An 18439-nucleotide genomic window follows, 5' to 3' on the forward strand; every position below is an offset into this window, starting at 1 on the left:
CAGCCAACCAATCTCTCGCAGCTGTACAAAATTCAATTGTGGGAGCTGGCCTGCCAGCGATGACGGCCTGACAGCCAACCAATCTCTCCCAGATGCACCCATTCCCCTGTGGGAGCTGGCCTGCCAGCGATAGCGGCCCGCCAGCCAACCAATCTCTCGCAGCTGTACAAAATTCAATTGTGGGAGCTGGCCTGCCAGCGATGACGGCCTGACAGCCAACCAATCTCTCCCAGATGTACCCATTCCCCTGTGGGAGCTGGCCTGCCAGCGATGACGGCCTGCCAGCCGACCAATCTCTCCCAGATGTACCCAATCCAACTGTGGGAGCGAGCTTGCTCGCGATGGCGGTGTGTCATTCAGCATTGATGGTGGCTGATACTCCGCTATCGCGAGCAGGCTCGCTCCCACAGGGAAGGTGTGCTGATTCGAGGGTGCTGTTTAATAGTGTTTAACGTTACTTCCTGAAAGCCACAGATCCTTGCGCCGTTGCCTACGACTGCGCCAGAATCCGCCGGCTTGTGCGCTTTGGGCCTGGTCTTTATCGTTTCCGGGTCGCTGATATCAGCGACCGGGTTTAGCGACCCGGGCTATCCAAAGTGCATCAGTGCTCCAGACTTTTTTGCAGACTTTTGACGTTTGCAATGATGTTATGGTGGCTGTATGCGGGAGACCTTCGGGTCTACCGGGTGCCTTTGACCGGTTCGCTAACCTGCATGCAGCCGCCACCCTTACTTGTTTAGCGACAGGTGCTGGTGGCGCCATTTTCCAAAGGAGATTCACCATGTTCAAATCCACCCCCAATCCCCCTGAACCCGACGACGTTTCCCCCTACGATCCCCTCGATCCGAAAAAACTCAACGAAGCCGCCGACCGCGCGCTGGATCACTATCTCAACCCACTGAAAGCCGCGATCCCGCCACGCAAACCCAGCACCATTTACCTGGTCGCCCCGGACATCGACACCGAAACCCTGTTGGCCAACGCTTGTGAATCCCTGGCTTCGGCCAGTGTCATGGCCAGCGACTTCGCCGGGATGTTGGAATGGCCGCATCGCAACACGATGCTGGGTATTCAGCAGGTCATCATGCTAGCTGAGCTGGCAGTGAGCCGGGCGCTGGACAGGGTTGATCCACAGGCATAAACCCCACCACTGATCGTTCCCTCGCGTGGGGCACAAAAAAACCGCGACCCCTTCACGGATCGCGGTTTTTTTACGCCTTGCGATTACTGTTGCAACACCGTCGCCCGGTTGTCGCTACCCAGCTGTTGAATCGTCGCCATCTGGGTCGTGCCGCTCTGATCGACACTGGCAATGTTCCCCGTGCCTCCCTGGGTGACGTAGGCCACGTTCATGGTGTCAGCCTGTTTGACGGTGATCATGTTGTCGCTGCCATACAGCTGTGTGGTGTACGCCTGGTTGCCGCTGCCCGACTGGTCGAACTCGGTGGTGTTGCCTGAGCCGTTGCTGGTGCCCTGGGCCAGGTTGGTGGTGCCGCGCTGGTCGGCGATGAGGATGTTGTCGCTGCCGTTCTGGTCAAAGTACAGCTCGTTGTAGTTGTCCGCCTGGCTGACCGTGGTTTTGTTGCCGCTGCCGGTCTGGTTGGTGGTCATGATGTGGCCGACGCCGTCTTGTTTGAAGCTGGCGACGTTGCCGTAGCCGGCCTGGGTGACGGTTGCGCGTTGGTTGCTGCCGAATTGGCCGCCCAGTTGCGGGCCTTTCCAGTTACTGGCGTAGACCTTGTTTTCGCTGCCGACGGAGGTGGCGTTGAGCACGTGGCTGTCGCCGCTCTGGTAGGTGAAGTGGACGTTGCCGGTGCCTTGCTGGTAGAGCGCGAGGACCGAGCCGACGGAGTCGAACTGGTCGGCGTAGATGGCGTTGACGTCGCCGACTTGCAGGACCTGGGCGTTGTTGTTCTGGCCGAAGCTCTGGTCGACCACGGTTTCGTTGGTGTGCCCGTACTGGTTGACGGTGGCTTGGCTGGCGGTTTGTGCGCCTTGCCAGACTTCCGTGGCGTTGTAGTCGCCGAACTGGTTAACGGTAATCGTGCCGCCGTTGCCGTCGCGCTGGTCGCCATAGGCGTAGTTGCCTCCACCGGCCTGGTTGAGGTTGATCTGGCCGCCCATGTGGGCGATCTGTTCGGCGGTGGCGTAGTTGGCGGTGCCGTACTGGATGATCATCGCATTGTTGCCGACGCCCAGTTGAATCTGTTCGATGTTGGCTTCGTTGTTGTCACCGAACTGGAAGGTCTGGCCTTTGGTGGCTTCCTGGCTGTCCTGATAGACGAACGAGAAGTTGCCGCTGCCTTGCTGTTGTTGCAGCGCCTCGTTTCCACCCATGCCAATCGACTGGCTGGCATGGCTGGTGTTGTAGCTGCCGGCCTGTTGTTGGGTGATGGTGCTGCCGTCTTCGAACAGTTGCTCGGCGTAGCCGGCATTGTAGTCGCCGATTTGACCCTGGGTGATGGTGCCGGTGGCGGTGTCTTGTAACGCTGCGGCATCGTTGCCCTGGCCGAGTTGTTGTTGCGTGGCGGTACTGTACGGGGCCGCTGTCTGTTTCACGTCGGCGATGTTGGCGTTTCCGACCTGGGACTGGTTGGACACGCTGTCGTCGGCCATTGCCTGGGCGCTGACAATGACCAGTATGGCGGCGGTGAGGGGCGTCAGTTTGAACATGATGGATCCTCCAAGTGGTGCAGTGCTTTAGCGATATTGTTTGACCGAAACGCTCATGCCGTTCCCTGACTGCGTCACGGCGCTTGAAAGCCCCGTACCGGCCTGGTCGATGCTGGCGTCGTTGTTATTGCCGTTCTGCGAAATCTGCGCGCGGTTGTGGCTGCCGTTTTGTGTGATTGAGGCGGCGTTGCCACTGCCTTGCTGGGTGATCATGGCCATCAGGTCGCTACCTTGTTGCAGGATGTAGGCTTCCTGATTGCTGCCCGACTGGACGATGGTGCCGAGCAGCGACTGACCGTTCTGCTGCAACAGCGCCACGTTGGCCTGGCCGTTCTGGTCGATCAGCGCGTGCTGACCCACCGGTGGCGGCAACTCGCCCAGATCGGCGGCGGGTGCCAGGTCGTCGTTGTCCATCAAATCGTCGGCGCGCACGCCGGCACTGCTGCAAAGCAGAAGCAGGCAGAGCAGGGCGGCGGTCGACGTTTTCATGGCGTTGTCCTTGGAAAGAGGCCAGCCCCACCCACCAGATCGGCGGGTGGGGCGAGGGCTCAGTTGGCAGTGACCGTCACGGTGCGCACGGTGCCTTGGGACGAGCTAATGGTCGCTGTCGGGTTGGCCGACGGGATCACCGTGGTGGTGTTGTTTACCGTCAACCGCCAGCGTCCGGTCACCGGCACGGTGGTGGTGCCCAGGGTCGCCAGTCCGGTCGGGGTGCTGACCTGCACGGTGATGGTGTTGCCGGTGGTCACCGATGAGGTGCCCGCAAAGTCCCAGGTGAAGCGGTTGTTGGAGCGGGCCGACACAGTGGCGGTGGTCACGGTGAAGGTTTCCGCAGCAGGCCTTGGCGAGACTTGCACCGTGACCGTCGCCGGTGTCGACAGGGCGCCGAAGCTGTCCCGGGCGATGTAGGTGAAGGTCGTGGTGAAGGCCGTGGTGACCGTGGCCGGTGGCGTATAGGTGATCACCGTGCCGTCAGTGCTGACGGTGCCGCGACCTGCTGCCGGTTGAGTCAGGCTGGCGACGCCCAGCGGCACGTTGCCTTCCGGATCGGTGTCGTTGGCCAGCACGTTGATCGGAATCGCCACGCCTAGGGTCGCGGCGGCGTCGTTGACAGCCACCGGTGGCCGGTTAGGCGCCACGGTGATGGTCACGGTTGCCGGTGTGGTCGAGGCCAGGCCTTTGGCGTCTTGAGCCTTGTAGGTGAAGGTGGTTGTCAGCGGCGCATTGACCGCGGCGGGCGGGGTATAGACCACCGCAGTCGTGCCGCTCAATGCCACGGTGCCTTGGCCGGCAGCCGGTTGGGTCAGGGCGGTGATGGTTAATGGCGTGTTGCCGTCGGGGTCACTGTCGTTGGCCAGCAGGTTGAGGGTGATTGGCACGCCGAAGCTGGTGCTGCCGGAGTCTGCGACAGAGAGCGGCGCCTGGTTTTCGCCGGTGTCCGGTGCCGTTCCGACGACCACGACTGGCTCGGTATCACTGCCGCCGGCAGCGGATTTGACGGTGACGGTGGCCGGTGGCTGGGTCAGGTCGGAAACAGTGATTTTTTGCAGGGTGCCGGATTTCGACAGGCGTCCGTATCCTTGCGCAACCATGTCCGGCACCGCCACTTCGTCCGTGGAGGTGGCCTCGATCAGCAGGCTGTGATTGCTCCAGTTGTAGCGAGCAGTCTGGATTTTCACCACGTCGGTGAGTTTGCTCGACACCGCCGTCGGCCGGGTGGTGCCGGCCGGGTTGGTGGCGGTCACCACCACGACCGAAGGCACAGGGCCGGTGATCAGGTGATTGCCGAAGAACAAGCCGTTGTTGTCACCGACCATGCTGGTCTGGCAGGGCGTAGGCGGTGGGCCGGGGACCAGTGCGAGGCTTTCGCGAAAGCACAGGCTCGAGCTGTTGTCGGCATTGCCGAAGACTTCGACCCGGGTGCTGCTGCCAGTGCCCGAGGAGGTGCGGCGGTAAGTGGCGCGGTTGACCTCCACATGGGTCTGTGCACGGTTGTCGAGGACTTTGCCGGACACGGTGAAGAGGTTGGTCTGGATGGTCCCCGCCGGCCCCTGGATGCGCACGAAGTTGGTGTTGTTGGGGCTGCCGGTGACTGCTTCGGTGAGGTTCGGGTCACCGATGAAGGTCTCTACCGACCCGGTGTCCGGGTTCACTTCGGTGTAAGGGCCGTTGACGCTGCGCAGGAATGGCCCGATGGCGCCGTTGAGCGCTCCGGTGAAATTGCCTGGTGCACCGATGCCGACGTCTTTGGTGATGTTGATCGCACGACGGCCCGGGGTGGTGACGTTGACCGTTTCCACGCCGTACGGGTGGGTAATGGTGTAAGTCCCGGCGGTGGGCACGTTCACCCGGATGCGAATCCGCGCGAAGCTTTGCTGGTCGCCATCGACAGGGGTGCCCGAGGCGAATGCTGCTTCGACCCCGGCCACGTAGGCGTCCATCCCGTAGCCAGCGGCGTTGTTGGGAATGGTGGCGTCGGCCAGGAACCAGAAGCCTTCGTCTGGCCAGTTGTCCGGGAACACCATCGGCAGGGTGTCATCGAAAATGCCCGGGGTCGGCAGCAGGGTGCACATGTAGGCCGGTGGCGTGGCGGCCGGCACCCGCGTACTCGTGGCGCGTGACTGGCACAGTTCCAGCGACAGCAGATTGTTGTCCTGATACCACATCGGGAATTTCCCGGTGGCAAAGGTGTAAGGACCGGGGTCGACGGCAGCGAGTTGCGCAAAAGCGTTGCCGGACAGCGAGAGAGTCAGTCCCAGGGCGTTGAGCGCCAGGCGTGGCCAGTTGTTCATGATGCCTCCTGATGAGGATCTGGGCATGTGAGCGTTCATGGCAGGATGACCACTTCTTCGGTATCGGTGCCGCCATTGGAGGACGTCACGCGAACCTTGGCCGGTGGAATGGGCGAGATGCCGGTCGCCAGGGTTTTCAGGGCGCCGTCGCCACTGAGGGCGCCGATGGCGGCACCGCTGCCGGACGTCGCGGTGAGTACCGGTGGCGAGGTTTCATCGCTGGTGGAGGCCTCGATCGTGAGTTGCCCGGAGTTCAGGCTGTACTCGGCGCGCTGGATCACCACCAGATCCGATAACGGCGTCGACAGGGTGGTGGGTGTGCTGGTGGGGATGGCGATGTGGTTGTCCGCGGTCAGTTGCAAGGTGGTTGGCAAGCTAGGGTTCGTCGACGACTGGGCGTACCAGCTGCCGGTGCCGTTGAGTTCTGTCAGGTTCAGCGCCGGGTTGTTGCTGGTCAGGGCGACGGTGCCTGGAGGCGGCGGCGCCAGGACGAACACGTCTTGCTGGGCCACTGGCGCACTGTCGCCGGCCTTGCGCGAATAGGTGCTGCGCTGGGTGATCATCGGTGTCGGCCGCACGACCGTGGACAACTTGCCGGAGACGGCGAATACCGTGGTGGTCAGGTCTATCCCGTTGGGGCCTTCGATGCGGATGAAGTTGGTGTTGAACGGGCTGCCGGTCACGGCTTCCGAGAGGTTCGGATCGCCGATGAATTGCTCGGCGGCACCGGTCACCGGATTGGTCTCGGTGTAAGGGCCTTTGACGCTGCGCAGGAACGGTCCGACATCCCCTTTGAGGGCGCCGTCGTAGGTTTTCGGCGAGCCGATACCGATGTCGCGAGTCATGTTGATCGCCCGCCGCCCAGGGGTGTCGACGTTGAACACTTCGACGCCGTAAGGGTGGGTGATGACGTAAGTGCCGGCGGTGGGAACATCGACGCGCAGGCGAATCCGGGCAAAGCTGATCTGATCACCGTCCACCGGTTCGCCACCGCTGAAGGCGGCTTCGACACCGCTGACGTAGGTCAGGTTGATGCCCCTGGCCGCGTCGACGATGGCGCCGTCAGCAGTGAACCAGAAGGCCTCGTCCGGGAAGTTGGTGGGAAAGACTAATGGTTTGGTGTCGTCGAATACGCCGGGCGTCGGCAGCAGGGTGCACATGTACGTCGGGGCGCCAGGAGCACTTGGCACGCGCGAACTGACCGCCTTGGACAAACACAGGTCGAGGGTTCGACCATGGGTGTCCTGATACCAGCCGGCAAAAGAGCCGATGGTGGGTTGATAGGGGCCGGGATCGACCGCAAACAGCGCTGCCTGGGTAACACCTTGGGCAAGCGCACTGACGACCAGGGCGGCCGCCGTTTTGGACAGTAAAGGGTGCATGAGTATTCCCTCTATCAGAGTACCTGCCCCGTGGGGATGGGTCAGTCGGGAGGGCTTCGGCAACTTCCATACCAATCTTTCAAAACCAGCGGCAGAGGCCCGCAATGAAGGCGTACGGCGTGCAATCGGCGCGATCGTGCAAAGCGCGCGAGCGGGCGACTGTCCCCAATATTGGGGGTAGATGGGGGCAACGGGCAGGCGGGGAATTGGTGGGGGGGCAAAACCCAAAGTCGGGCAGATACCGTCCAGTGGGCTATAAACCTATAGGGAGTTTCGGGGAACAACGTCCATGAATATCCAGACCAGACCCCTTCAGCAAGAAGAGGCCGATATCCGCCTGAGCTCGCGCAAGCAGCCGTTCAATCTGCTGCGCTGGTTCTCGCTGATCAGCATGGCCGTAATCGGTACGGTGGCCGTGGCGCTGGGGGCGGTGTCCACCCGTTTCGTGATCACCGAGAGCGTGCAGCGCGATGCGTTGCTGACCTCGCAGTTCATCCAGGCGATTGCCTCGGCCGAGGTGCGCCACGTTGCCATCCCCAACGTGCGGACCATGGGCGAGTTGCTGGACCCGCGCAAAGACAAGGACTATACCGACGTCGATCCCATGGCCCGAGCCAGCGCCCGTGGCGAATTCCTCGATCATGTCGAGCACTTGCCGGACGTGATCCTGGCCAACATTTATGCGCCTGACCGCATGGTGATCTGGTCCACCAATCCGGAACTGATGGGCACCACGATCCATGCCGATGAAGACCTCGACCAGGCGTTCGCTTCCAGGATGCCGGTGTCCGCCAGTTACCACAACGTCGACAAGGGGCGCATGGAGCAGAAGTTCGTAACGCCCCCGGATTACATCTTTATTGAAAACTACATACCGCTGTTCGATGCCGACAACGAAAACGTCACGGCGATGGTCGAGATCTATAAGGAGCCCAAAGACTTGATCGATCGCATGGAGCGAGGGCTTGCGCTGATCTGGCTGGCCACGGCACTGGGGGGTGGACTGATTTATTCAGGGCTGTACTGGATCGTGCTGCGGGCGGCGATCCTGCTGGCGACCCAACAAAAACAATTGATCACCAACGAAACCTTCGTGGCCCTGGGGGAGATGTCATCGGCGGTCGCCCATAGCCTGCGCAACCCGTTGGCGACCATTCGCTCCAGCGCCGAGCTGGCCCTGGAGTTCGACAGTGGTCCGGCCCACAAGAACATCAACGACATCATCGGTCAGGTGGATCGCATGTCGAAGTGGGTTCGTGAATTGCTGCAGTCCTTGCGACCCCTTAATGATGAACCCGAACCGGTGAATCTGGTGGCGGCTTTGCATGACAGCCTCATGGCTTTCGAGCAGCAGATTGCCAAAGCCGGGGTCTACGTAGTGTTCGAACCGAAGGAAACACCGATGGTGCTGAGCCAGCAGGTGCAGCTCACGCAGATCCTCAACAGCCTGCTGGCCAACGCATTGGAAGCGATGGACAGGGGCGGTACGCTGACCATCACGCTGGAACCGACCGATGCCAAGGGAATTGGCGTGGTGGTGAGCGACACCGGCAAAGGCATGAACGAAGAACAGCGCAGCATGGCGTTCCGCCCTTTCTTCACCACCAAGCAAGGCGGGCTGGGTGTCGGGCTGGTCCTGGTGAAGCGGATCATGGAGCGTTTCGGGGGCGCGGTGAAACTTGATAGCCGTGAAGGCGAGGGCACTCGGGTCCGTCTGTCGTTCAAGCGCATTCCCTGAAACTGGGTATGAACTTTCCCCGTTAGCGGGTGTCTGGCCCCAGTCGTTTTTCCCGGTCATGGCACATTGATGTTGATAAGCCATTGTTTTATCGAGTGTTAACACTTTCGTATAAACCTGTTACAAATTTGGCGAGCTCCTTGCAGAACCACCACTACCCCCTTCATGACTTCGAGGCGGCTGGTGATGGACAGAAAAGCGCGGTACCCCTTCAAATGGTTTGGCCTGATGACGCCCTTGAGCGTTCTACTGACAATGACGCTGGGCACAGCGACACTGCGCGCCAGCCCCATCGATGACGAGCGACAGCCAGAGCCTTCCGACCCCTCGGCCTACTACGACGAACCGGCTGACGAACCGGCCGCCCTGAACGCCATATTGACCATGCCGGAGGCCAATTTAGATTCCTTCGATTTGCCCAATGGCGTCAAAGGCACCCGGGACGAAACTCGCAAGGAAAACGTCCTGCCGCCGGCGGTGCAGACCAGTTTCAATTACCCCACCAATGGCAAGCCGAGCCCGTTGTTCGGTGCCCAGCCGTTCACTCAGCAACTGGTGCTGTTCGAAGAATTCGGCCCGGAAAAACTCGACCCCACCACCCCGGCCGCGCCATTGGGTTTTCCACCGGCAGCCGTGGGCCCATTGCCCCAACAAGACCCCAACAATGCGGCGCGCAGTGCGCCACCGAGCGCAGCGCTGGATGCGTTCTTGCGGCAACCGGGGCTGACTCCGTTCCCCAGCCAGTATTCGAACGTGGTGGACCGCAACCCGTGGCAAGCGCAGATCGAGGTGTTCCTCAACCGCCGTATCGGCTCTTCGGCGGAAGGTCGTCCACCAGGAAAAGGCTGGTCGCACCAGCGCTGGAACGAGTTCTACCCGCAAGTGGCCTACAAAACCGTGCAAACCGGGGCGAGGCTCAACAGCGGTTGGCGTGACAGCCATCAGATGCACGGTTATGCCGTGGGCGAATTCGGCCCCGGTGGCCTCTATCACAACGTGGCGGGCGTACCGGCAACGGATGGCACCGCCAAGGGCGTCGATGCGCGTTTCCACCCGAACATGCCGGTGCAGAACCACAACTCGGTCTGGACCTTCGACGGCACCTTGCCGCCCAAACTGCTCATGGTGCGGTACGGTCAGCCGGTCCTGATGCGTCACTACAACGGCTTGCCGATCGACCCGTCGGCCAACATGGGCTTTGGTCTGCACACCATCACCACCCATGAACACAACGGCCACGCACCGGCGGAAAGCGATGGCTATGCCAACGCGTTTTTCTTCCCGGGGCAGTATTACGACTATCGCTGGCCGATCCAGCTGGCCGGTTACGACAGCATCAACACCGACGCTCACGATCCACGCGCGGCGTTCCCTTGCGCACCGGGCGAAACCCTGTGGACCAACGACGTGAGCCCCAGCCGCAAGACCTGCGATCACGGCACGATCAAGATCCGTGGCGACTGGCGCGAAACCATGAGCACCCACTGGTTCCACGACCACATGCTCGATTTCACCGCGCAGAACGTCTACAAGGGCAACGCGGCGATGATGAACTACTACAGCGCCCTGGACCGTGGCAACGAATCGGTGAACGACGGCGTCAACCTGCGTTTCCCCAGCGGCAGCGCCTTGCCGTGGGGTAACCGCGACTACGACGTCAACCTGGTGTTCGCCGACAAGGCCTGGGATCAGAACGGCCAGTTGTGGTTCAACCCGTTCAACACCGACGGCTTCCTCGGTGACCAGGTGCTGGTCAACTGGCAATGGAAACCGACCCTGGACGTGCGCGCCCGCAGCTATCGGTTCCGCATCCTCAATGGTTCGGTGTCGCGTTACTTCAAGTTCGCGATCGTGCGTGAGGTCAAGGGCACCAGCGGCGAGTTCCAGGGGCCGAAAAACTCCGGCGTTTCCTATAGCCGCGTGCCGTTCCACATGATTGCCAACGACGGCAACATCATGGAACACAGCGTGCCATTCGACGGCAGCATGGACCTCGACGCCGACGGCGATAAACAGAACCACAACGCGATCCTGCCAACCCAGGGCATCGCCGAGCGCTTCGACATCATCGTCAACTTCGCGAAAAACGGCATCAAGCCAGGCGACAAACTGTTCGTGGTCAACCTGCTGGCCCACGACGATGGCAAAGGCCCGAAAGAACCGATCCCGTTGGGTGATGTGCTGTCGGAAAAATACCTGGCGGTGATCAAGCAAGGCAGCAAAGGTCCGCAGTGGGACAGGGGCGATCCGGGCGTGGGCAAGGTCTTGCAGCTCAACGTCAAGGCCTACACCGGTCAGGACCTGGCCATGGACCCTGCGGCGTACGAACCGGCCAAACCGGGTAAAGCCGAAGGCCTGGTGATGATTCCGCTGAAGATCCATCGCGACAATCCCGCCGACAAGGCACTGCTGGCCAACGCTCGTCACCGCACCTTCACCTTCGGCCGTTCCGACGGCACCGATGAGGCGCCGTGGACAGTCAAGACCGATGGCGGCTTCGGTTTCCACATGGACCCACGGCGCTTGAACGCGGCGACCCACTTGGCGAGCGGTCCGACCGATGCCGGAGCATCAGGGTTCGGCACCCTGGAGGTGTGGAACATCAGGCTCGGCGGCAGTGGCTGGAGCCATCCGGTGCATGTGCACTTCGAGGAGGGGATCATTCTCAGTCGCGGCGGCAAGGCGCCACCGGAATGGGAAAAATGGGCACGTAAGGATGTGTATCGCATCGGCTCGGAAAAGGATGGCCTGGACAACGTCGAGATGGCGATCAACTTCCGCGAATTCGCCGGGACCTACATGGAGCACTGTCACAACACTCAGCATGAGGACAACTCGATGCTGCTGCGCTGGGACATTGAGAAACCCGGGCAATTCCAGTTGATGCCGACACCGTTGCCGAGCTGGGATGGCGTGCGCTACGTGAACTCCGCCGCGTTGCCAACCTTCCGCACTGGCGATGGCCTGGGCCCTAAAGTGGTGGTCAAGCCATGAACCGGGAGCGCGTCGACAGGATTGTGCACACGCCGCGCTCCCGCGCCCTGGGCATGCACCTGATGTTGCTGCTGATCACCTGCCTGCTGGCCAGTCAGGGGCTCACAGCCCATGAAGGAGCCTTGTCGCCGACGGAGTCGGCGACACCCTGGGGCGGCGACTATTTCCCCAACACCCTGCTGACCGATCAGGACGGTCAGCAGGTGCATTTCTTCGATGACCTGATCAAGGACAAAGTGGTGGTGATCAATTTCATTTTCACTTCGTGCAGCGACTCTTGCCCGCTGGAAACCGCGCGCCTGCGTCAGGTGCAAAAGTTGCTGGGGGACCGGGTCGGCCAGGACATCTTTTTCTATTCCATCAGCATTGATCCCCTCAGCGACACGCCCGAGGTGCTCAAGGCTTACGCACAACGCTTCAAGGTCGGACCCGGCTGGAAGTTTCTGACGGGTGAATTTGCCGACGTCACGGACCTGCGCAAAAAACTCGGGCTGTTCATCGAAGGCGTCGACAACGGACGCAACAAGGACCACAACCTGAGTCTGATCGTCGGCAACCAGAGCACCGGCCGCTGGATGAAAGCTTCGCCTTTCGAGAACCCGTGGATCCTCGCGGACCAGTTGGCCAATACGTTGCAGAACTGGAAGAAAGCCAGCGTTGAAGAAAGTTACGCCAACGCGCCTGAAATCCGCCCGCCGAGTAATGGCGAAGAACTGTTCCGTACCCGCTGCGCGTCGTGCCACAGCCTGGGCCCGATGGACGGGCAGGGGATCGGCATGCGCAGCATCGGCCCTGACCTGATCGGCGTGACGCGCCAACGCGATCCGGCCTGGCTCAGCCGCTGGATTCGTGAGCCAGACAAGATGCTGGCGGAAAAAGACCCGATTGCGGTGGAGTTGTTTGAACGTTTCGACAAAATCCCGATGCCCAACCTGCGTCTGGATGAGAACGCTGCGCAGTCAATCATGGGGTTTTTACAGGAAGAAACCGAGCGCCAGAAACCGATGGAAGCGGCGCAGGCGCAATAGCGGCGAAATACTATCAGTGAAGCCGTCCAGCGCGATCAATGCCACCTACACTGATCGGTGATACGGCTGAAAAGCGTGATGCATGCCTCAGGACATTCCCATGCAGAATCAGGAATCACCCACAACAACGGCACCGGAGGTGTCTGCAGCAGACACCCCGGGCCGCAACGGACAGTTCAATCTGCTGCGCTGGTTTTCCTTGGGCAGCTTTTTCATCATCGCGGCTGTCGCGTTGGGGTTGGGCTATGTGTCCACGCGTTTTGTCGTCGATGAAAGCGTCGAGCGTGATTCCATGCTGACTGCGCAGTTCATCCAGGCCATCGGTGATGGAGAAATTCGCCATGCCGGCATCACCCCGGAAAGAACCATGGGTGAAATGCTCGATCCACGCGATGAAAACGCCTATCCCGACGTCAATCCGGGTTCCCGTGCGGCGGCCCGCACAGAGTTTCTCGATCATGTCGAAAACCTGCCCGATACGCTGTTGGCGGTGGTGTATGCGCTGGATCGCACGGTGGTCTGGTCGACCAACCCGAAAATGATCGGCATGCGCGTCGAAGGTGACGAGGAACTGGACGAATCCTTTGAAATGAAGGAACTCGTGTCCACCAGCTACCACAAGATCGACGACGAGCGTCCCGAACAGATGCTGCTGCGCGAACCCAAGTACCTGTTCATCGAGAATTACATTCCGATGTTCAATGCTGACAAGAGCAAAGTGATAGCCATGGTCGAGATCTACAAGGAACCGGCGGACCTGGTCGAACGTATCCAGCGCGGTTTCAAAGCCATCTGGCTGGCGACTGCGCTGGGTGGCCTGCTCATCTACCTTGGGTTGTTCTGGATTGTGCGGCGCGCATCGATGCTGCTGCAAAGCCAGCAAAAACAATTGATCACCAACGAGACTTTCGTTGCCCTGGGGGAAATGTCCTCGGCGGTCGCTCATAGTTTGCGCAATCCGCTGGCGAACATTCGCTCCAGTGCCGAACTGGCCCAGGAAATCGCCAGCGATGGGGCGCAACGGAACATTGGCGACATCATCAGTCAGGTCGACCGCATGTCGCGCTGGGTGCGGGAGTTGCTGGTGTCGTTGCGGCCCATGAACGACGACTACGAAACCGTGGACCTGGTGCTGGCCATCGATGACACCCTGAGCGCTTTCGATGCGCTGATCAAACGTTCCAACGTGCAAGTGCACTTCACGCCGCAAGCCTGCCCACCGGTCGTCAGTCAACAGGTGCTGCTCACGCAAATTCTCAATAGCCTGTTCGCCAATGCCCTGGAGGCCATGCCCAAGGGCGGCGTGCTCAGTATCGACATAGAACAACCTCACCCTGGGCAGGTGCAGATGACGTTGAGCGATACCGGCAAAGGCATGAGCAAACAGCAGCAGCAAATGGTCTTCAAGCCGTTTTTTACAACCAAACAGGGAGGGTTGGGCGTTGGCCTGGCCCTCGTCAAACGAATAATGGAACGCTTCGAAGGCTCGGTTGAATTGACCAGCCAGGAGCAGGAAGGAACCCGCGTCTGTCTCAATTTTAAAGTGGCAACGGGAGGGGACTATGGAGCACAGCATACTGCTGGTCGAGGATGATGAACTCCTGGCCGAGAATATTCAGACCTACCTGGAGCGCAAAGACTTCGAGGTGACGGTTTGCCACTCGGCTGAAGAGGCGTTGGAGCAATTGGGCACATTTGCTCCAGACGTGGTATTGACCGATAACTCGCTGCCGGGCATGAGTGGTCATGACCTGATCCAGAAGCTGCGCGTCAGCGCGCCGGATCTGAAAGTGATCATGATGACCGGTTACGGCAACGTCGAAGACGCCGTGGTGGCGATGAAAGAGGGCGCGTTTCATTACGTGACCAAACCGGTGGCCTTGCCGGAGCTCAAGTTGCTGCTGGACAAGGCCCTGGCCACCGATCGCATGGAACGCACGCTGTCGTTCTATCAGGAACGCGAGGCGCAGAAGTCAGGCGTGCAAGCGTTGATCGGTGAATCGGCGCCGATGCACTACTTGAAAAACACCATCGCCCAGCTGCTCGACGCCGAACGGCGCATGGCCAACACCGACCTGCCGCCGGTGCTGGTGGAAGGTGAAACCGGTACAGGCAAGGAGCTGGTGGCCCGGGCGCTGCACTTCGACGGTCCGCGCAGCAAAGGCCCGTTCATTGAGTTCAACTGCGCCTCGATTCCTTCCAATCTGGTGGAGTCGGAACTGTTCGGCCACGAGAAGGGCGCTTTCACCGACGCCAAGGACCGCCGTGTCGGTCTGGTCGAAGCGGCTGACGGCGGCACGCTGTTTCTCGACGAAGTCGGGGAAATGGACCTGCTGCTGCAAGCCAAATTGCTCAAGCTGCTAGAAGACCGGACCATTCGCCGGGTCGGCTCGGTCAAGGAGCGCAAGGTCGACTTGCGGGTGATCAGCGCCACCAATTGCAACCTCGAACAAATGGTTCAACAGGGCAAGTTCCGGCGTGACCTGTTTTTCCGCCTGAGGATCATTTCGATCAAGGTTCCGCGCCTGTATGCCCGTGGCGAGGACATCCTGCTGCTGGCTCGACATTTTCTGGCGACCCACGGCAAACGCTATGGCAAGCCGAACCTGCATTTCAGCGACCAGGCTGAACAACTGCTGCTCAGCTACAGCTGGCCGGGCAACGTGCGTGAGCTGCGCAACATGCTGGAGCAAACCGTGCTGCTGGCGCAGAGCGATACGATTGCGGCCCATCAGCTCAATGTGTGCCTGAGCCTGGTGGATGATCCGATCGTGCTGCAAGAACCCCAACACCACGAGCCGCGTCCGCTGTACAGCGCCAACGAGTCGATGAACCTGCCGGAAGTCGAGCGCGACATGGTGCGCAAGATGCTCGACAAGACCGACTGGAACGTCACCAAGTCGGCACGCCTGCTGGGCCTGAGCCGCGACATGTTGCGCTACCGGATCGAAAAACTCGGCCTCGCGCGCCCGGACAAACGGCAATGGTGAATCACTGCATCAATGGCCCTTGGCGACTGAGGCACTCGAGCAGACACGAGGGGTCGAGGACTTCTTCGTTCACGTAGACGCCGTGTTCGGCATCGTAGGAACGGACAAAGACCCGGACGGAGGCGTCCGCGATGGTCGGTAACCGGGAGTCGTGGAAGTCGTGCTGACTGGCAATCGGAATGAAATTCCCAGGCGCCGTCGGGATGTAGGAACCCGGCGGCACGATACTCATGGACGGCGGCACCGGGTGAGCGAAGGGCTGGTCGGCGCCGTAATAATTGAACTCACTGCTGTAGTCGGTGGTGGGTGTCAGGCTCTCGTCCGCCTGGGCGCCAGCGATGGCGGTCAGGCTGAGGGCGATCAACAGTGGCAGATCGGTTTTTTTCATGGCAACACCTGTGAAGTCGATTGTCCCGCACATCCCCAAGGCCATTAACTATAGCCTGCCGTACAGGCACGCGTTCGCAATGCCCGGGTTACAACATTCCAACAAACGCCAAATGGGCTTTTTCGAAGGCCTGACCTAGACTCGTGCCGGTCAATAAAGATCCGAGTGAGGACGCGCGCAAATGGACATGCCGACCAACGAAAAAGCCATCGCCAGCAACCGCGATGCCTGGAACGACTCCGCCCGACACCACCAGGACACCCCCGAATGGCCGACGCTTTTGATCGCCGTGGGGCAGGGGGACTTCTCCTGCCTGGATGCAACGTTGACGGGTGTTCTGGAACAGGTGGGCGTCGACGGCAAGGCTGTGGTGCAACTGGGTTGCAACAACGGGCGCGAAAGCATCTCGCTGTTTGCCCTGGGCGCCCGCAGTGTGGTGGGCATTGATCAGTCTGAAGCGTTTCTCGCTCAGGCGCGGGAACTGGCGGCTCGCTCGCCCCATGAGCCGCAATTCATCGAGGCAGACATTCATCACCTGCCCACTGAGCTTCACGACCGGTTCGACAGGGCATTGATCACCATCGGCGTGCTGAACTGGATGCCGGACATTGCGCAGTTTTTTCGCCATGTCGCGCGCACCCTAAAGCCCGGCGGCGCGCTGGTGGTGTACGAAACCCATCCGTTCCTGGAAATGTTCGACCCGGAGTCAGAGGATCCCTATCGCCTGGACAGCTCGTATTTTCGCAGCGAACCGTTCGTGCAGAACCAGCCGATCGTCTACGAAGGCAAAGTCGACCAGCCGGCCGCTTCCTCCTACTGGTTCGTCCACACCCTGGGCGCAATCCTCACCGGCGCCATCGAAGCGGGGCTGCAAATCAGCCACTTCAAGGAATACCCGCATTCCAACCGCGAGGAACTCTACGACCGGTATGAACAGCAGAAAGCGCAGCTGCCATTGTGCTTTACGATGGTGGCGGTGAAGCGCGAGTAAATGTGTTGCACCAACTGACCCCTTCGCGAGCAAGCCCGCTCCCACAGTTGATCTTTGTCGAACACAAATGCTGTGTTCACTGAAGATCCCTTGTGGGAGCTAGCCTGCTGGCGATAGTGGTTGATCAGTCACCGCAAAGCTGAATGTTCGACCGTCATCGCGAGCAGGCTCACTCCCACATTTGTTCGTCGTTGAACACCAATGCTGTGTTCACTGAAGATCCCTTGTGGGAGCTAGCCTGCTGACGATAGCGATTTAGTAGTCACCGCAAAGCTGAATGTTCGCCCGTCATCGCGAGCAGGCTCACTCCCACATTTGTTCGTCGTTGAACACCAATGCTGTGTTCACTGAAGATCCCTTGTGGGAGCTAGCCTGCTGGCGATAGCGGTTGATCAGTCACCTCAACGCTGAATGTTCGTCCGTCATCGCGAGCAGGCTCACTCCCACATTTGTTCGTCGTTGAACACCAATGCTGTGTTCACTGAAGATCCCTTGTGGGAGCGGGCTTGCTCGCGAAAGCGATTGATCAGTCACCTCAAAGCTGAATGTTCGACCGTCATCGCGAGCAGGCTCGCTCCCACAGTTGATCTTTGTCGAACACAAATGCTGTGTTCACTGAAGATCCCTTGTGGGAGCTAGCCTGCTGGCGATAGCGGTTGATCACTCACCGCAATGCTGAAGGTACGACCGTCATCGCGAGCAAGCCCGCTCCCACAGTTTCAACCAGCAATCAGGCACTCGCCGCGCCGGTCACCACTGGCCGGCCCGGTTTGCGCAGCGGGTCGAGGCGTGAGCCGTCGTAGCGGGTTTCGCGGTAGAAGCGCCAGCGACCGAACAGGGAGTAGATGTGGGTGACGCGGCCCTGTTCGTGGTAGCCCATGCGAATGTGCAATTTCAGCGCCGGGATGTTGTGGGTTTCGCAGACGTCCACCACTTTGTGGCAACCCTGGGCGCGCATCGCCTCCCAGAGGGCGACCTGAACATCCACTGACAGGCTGGTGCCGAAGTAGGCGCGGATCATTTCGCCGCCGAACTCGAAGAACTCGCCGGGTTTGACCGGGAACCAGCAACCGTAATAGTGACGGTCGTGGTAATCACGCACGCTGCCCCAGATAAACCCGACAGCGTGGCCGCCTTCGTCCAGGTACATGTGCCCGGTGTAACCTTCGGCGGCGAGCTCGGCCATGGTGCCGACGCGGTCGCCAAAATGCTTGGCGAATGCCGTGGCGTTTTCCGGGGTGATGACCTCCATGCGCAGGCCCGAGTAGGGACGTAATTTGTGCGGTGGCACCGGACTGACCAAGTCGCGCTCCATCCACAAAAGCTCCCTGTGGAAGAACACGTAGCGTTTCCACAGCGTGTTGAACGTGCGGCTCAAGCCTTTTTGTTTGATACGTTCGCGAAGCTTTTCGATGGTGCTCATGAAGCTCTCCTTAGCCATAGCCAGGGTGTGTGTGGAACGT

General features: G+C 60.4%; 13 protein-coding genes. 7 read left to right on the forward strand and 6 right to left on the reverse strand.

The annotated features are described in order from the left end of the window. The first annotated feature begins 781 nt into the window (after positions 1-781). Entirely contained in the window at positions 782-1141 is a 360-nt protein-coding gene (locus tag HNR03_RS14050; protein ID WP_259154179.1) for a DUF6124 family protein, read from the forward strand. A gap of 83 nt (positions 1142-1224) precedes the next feature. Here the strand turns inward: HNR03_RS14050 and HNR03_RS14055 are convergent, their stop codons facing one another. Genes HNR03_RS14055 through HNR03_RS14070 form a run of 4 tightly spaced genes read right to left on the reverse strand, consistent with a single transcriptional unit; the run spans position 1225 to position 6847 of the window. Continuing rightward, positions 1225-2673 carry a curlin gene (locus tag HNR03_RS14055; RefSeq protein ID WP_259154180.1) on the reverse strand — a complete coding sequence of 483 codons (1449 nt, stop codon included), beginning with the start codon at positions 2671-2673 and terminating at the stop codon, positions 1225-1227. Between the two features lie 27 nt (positions 2674-2700). Continuing rightward, complete coding sequence (locus HNR03_RS14060) at positions 2701-3162, reverse strand: curlin (protein WP_208667726.1); 462 nt, start codon at positions 3160-3162, stop codon at positions 2701-2703. A 59-nt stretch (positions 3163-3221) separates the two neighbouring features. Beyond that, positions 3222-5465 carry a cadherin-like domain-containing protein gene (locus HNR03_RS14065; RefSeq protein ID WP_259154182.1) on the reverse strand — a complete coding sequence of 748 codons (2244 nt, stop codon included), beginning with the start codon at positions 5463-5465 and terminating at the stop codon, positions 3222-3224. Positions 5466-5500: 35 nt separating this feature from the next. Then, on the reverse strand, positions 5501-6847 hold the full coding sequence (locus tag HNR03_RS14070; protein WP_259154184.1) for a hypothetical protein: 1347 nt from the start codon (positions 6845-6847) through the stop codon (positions 5501-5503). Positions 6848-7136: 289 nt separating this feature from the next. Between HNR03_RS14070 and HNR03_RS14075 the strand changes: the two genes are divergently transcribed. The 5 genes from HNR03_RS14075 (at position 7137) to HNR03_RS14095 (ending at position 15597) form a co-directional block, all read left to right on the forward strand. Then, the gene (locus HNR03_RS14075; RefSeq protein ID WP_259154185.1) at positions 7137-8585 is read left to right on the forward strand and encodes an ATP-binding protein; all 1449 of its coding nucleotides are present in this window, start codon (positions 7137-7139) and stop codon (positions 8583-8585) included. Between the two features lie 186 nt (positions 8586-8771). After that, positions 8772-11579, forward strand: coding sequence for a multicopper oxidase domain-containing protein (locus HNR03_RS14080; RefSeq protein ID WP_259154186.1), 2808 nt, complete (start codon positions 8772-8774; stop codon positions 11577-11579). Then, positions 11576-12607 carry an SCO family protein gene (locus HNR03_RS14085; protein ID WP_259154187.1) on the forward strand — a complete coding sequence of 344 codons (1032 nt, stop codon included), beginning with the start codon at positions 11576-11578 and terminating at the stop codon, positions 12605-12607. Before HNR03_RS14080 ends, HNR03_RS14085 begins: the two co-directional genes overlap by 4 nt. Positions 12608-12707: 100 nt before the next feature. After that, the gene (locus tag HNR03_RS14090) at positions 12708-14201 is read left to right on the forward strand and encodes a sensor histidine kinase (protein WP_259154188.1); all 1494 of its coding nucleotides are present in this window, start codon (positions 12708-12710) and stop codon (positions 14199-14201) included. Then, positions 14170-15597: a sigma-54 dependent transcriptional regulator gene (locus tag HNR03_RS14095; protein WP_090182714.1), complete on the forward strand. Its 1428-nt coding sequence runs from the start codon at positions 14170-14172 to the stop codon at positions 15595-15597. Before HNR03_RS14090 ends, HNR03_RS14095 begins: the two co-directional genes overlap by 32 nt. Before the next feature lies 1 nt (position 15598). Here the strand turns inward: HNR03_RS14095 and HNR03_RS14100 are convergent, their stop codons facing one another. Then, positions 15599-15985 (reverse strand): hypothetical protein, encoded by a 387-nt coding sequence (locus HNR03_RS14100; protein ID WP_222585934.1) that lies wholly within the window; start codon positions 15983-15985, stop codon positions 15599-15601. A 181-nt stretch (positions 15986-16166) separates the two neighbouring features. Between HNR03_RS14100 and HNR03_RS14105 the strand changes: the two genes are divergently transcribed. Further along, on the forward strand, positions 16167-16976 hold the full coding sequence (locus HNR03_RS14105; RefSeq protein ID WP_259154192.1) for a class I SAM-dependent methyltransferase: 810 nt from the start codon (positions 16167-16169) through the stop codon (positions 16974-16976). A 730-nt stretch (positions 16977-17706) separates the two neighbouring features. On the opposite strand, the gene HNR03_RS14110 is transcribed toward HNR03_RS14105, so the two are convergent. Further along, complete coding sequence (locus tag HNR03_RS14110; RefSeq protein ID WP_259154193.1) at positions 17707-18399, reverse strand: GNAT family N-acetyltransferase; 693 nt, start codon at positions 18397-18399, stop codon at positions 17707-17709. Positions 18400-18439: the final 40 nt, after the last annotated feature.

Source organism: Pseudomonas sp. JAI111 (assembly GCF_024809425.1).
Lineage (GTDB): Bacteria > Pseudomonadota > Gammaproteobacteria > Pseudomonadales > Pseudomonadaceae > Aquipseudomonas.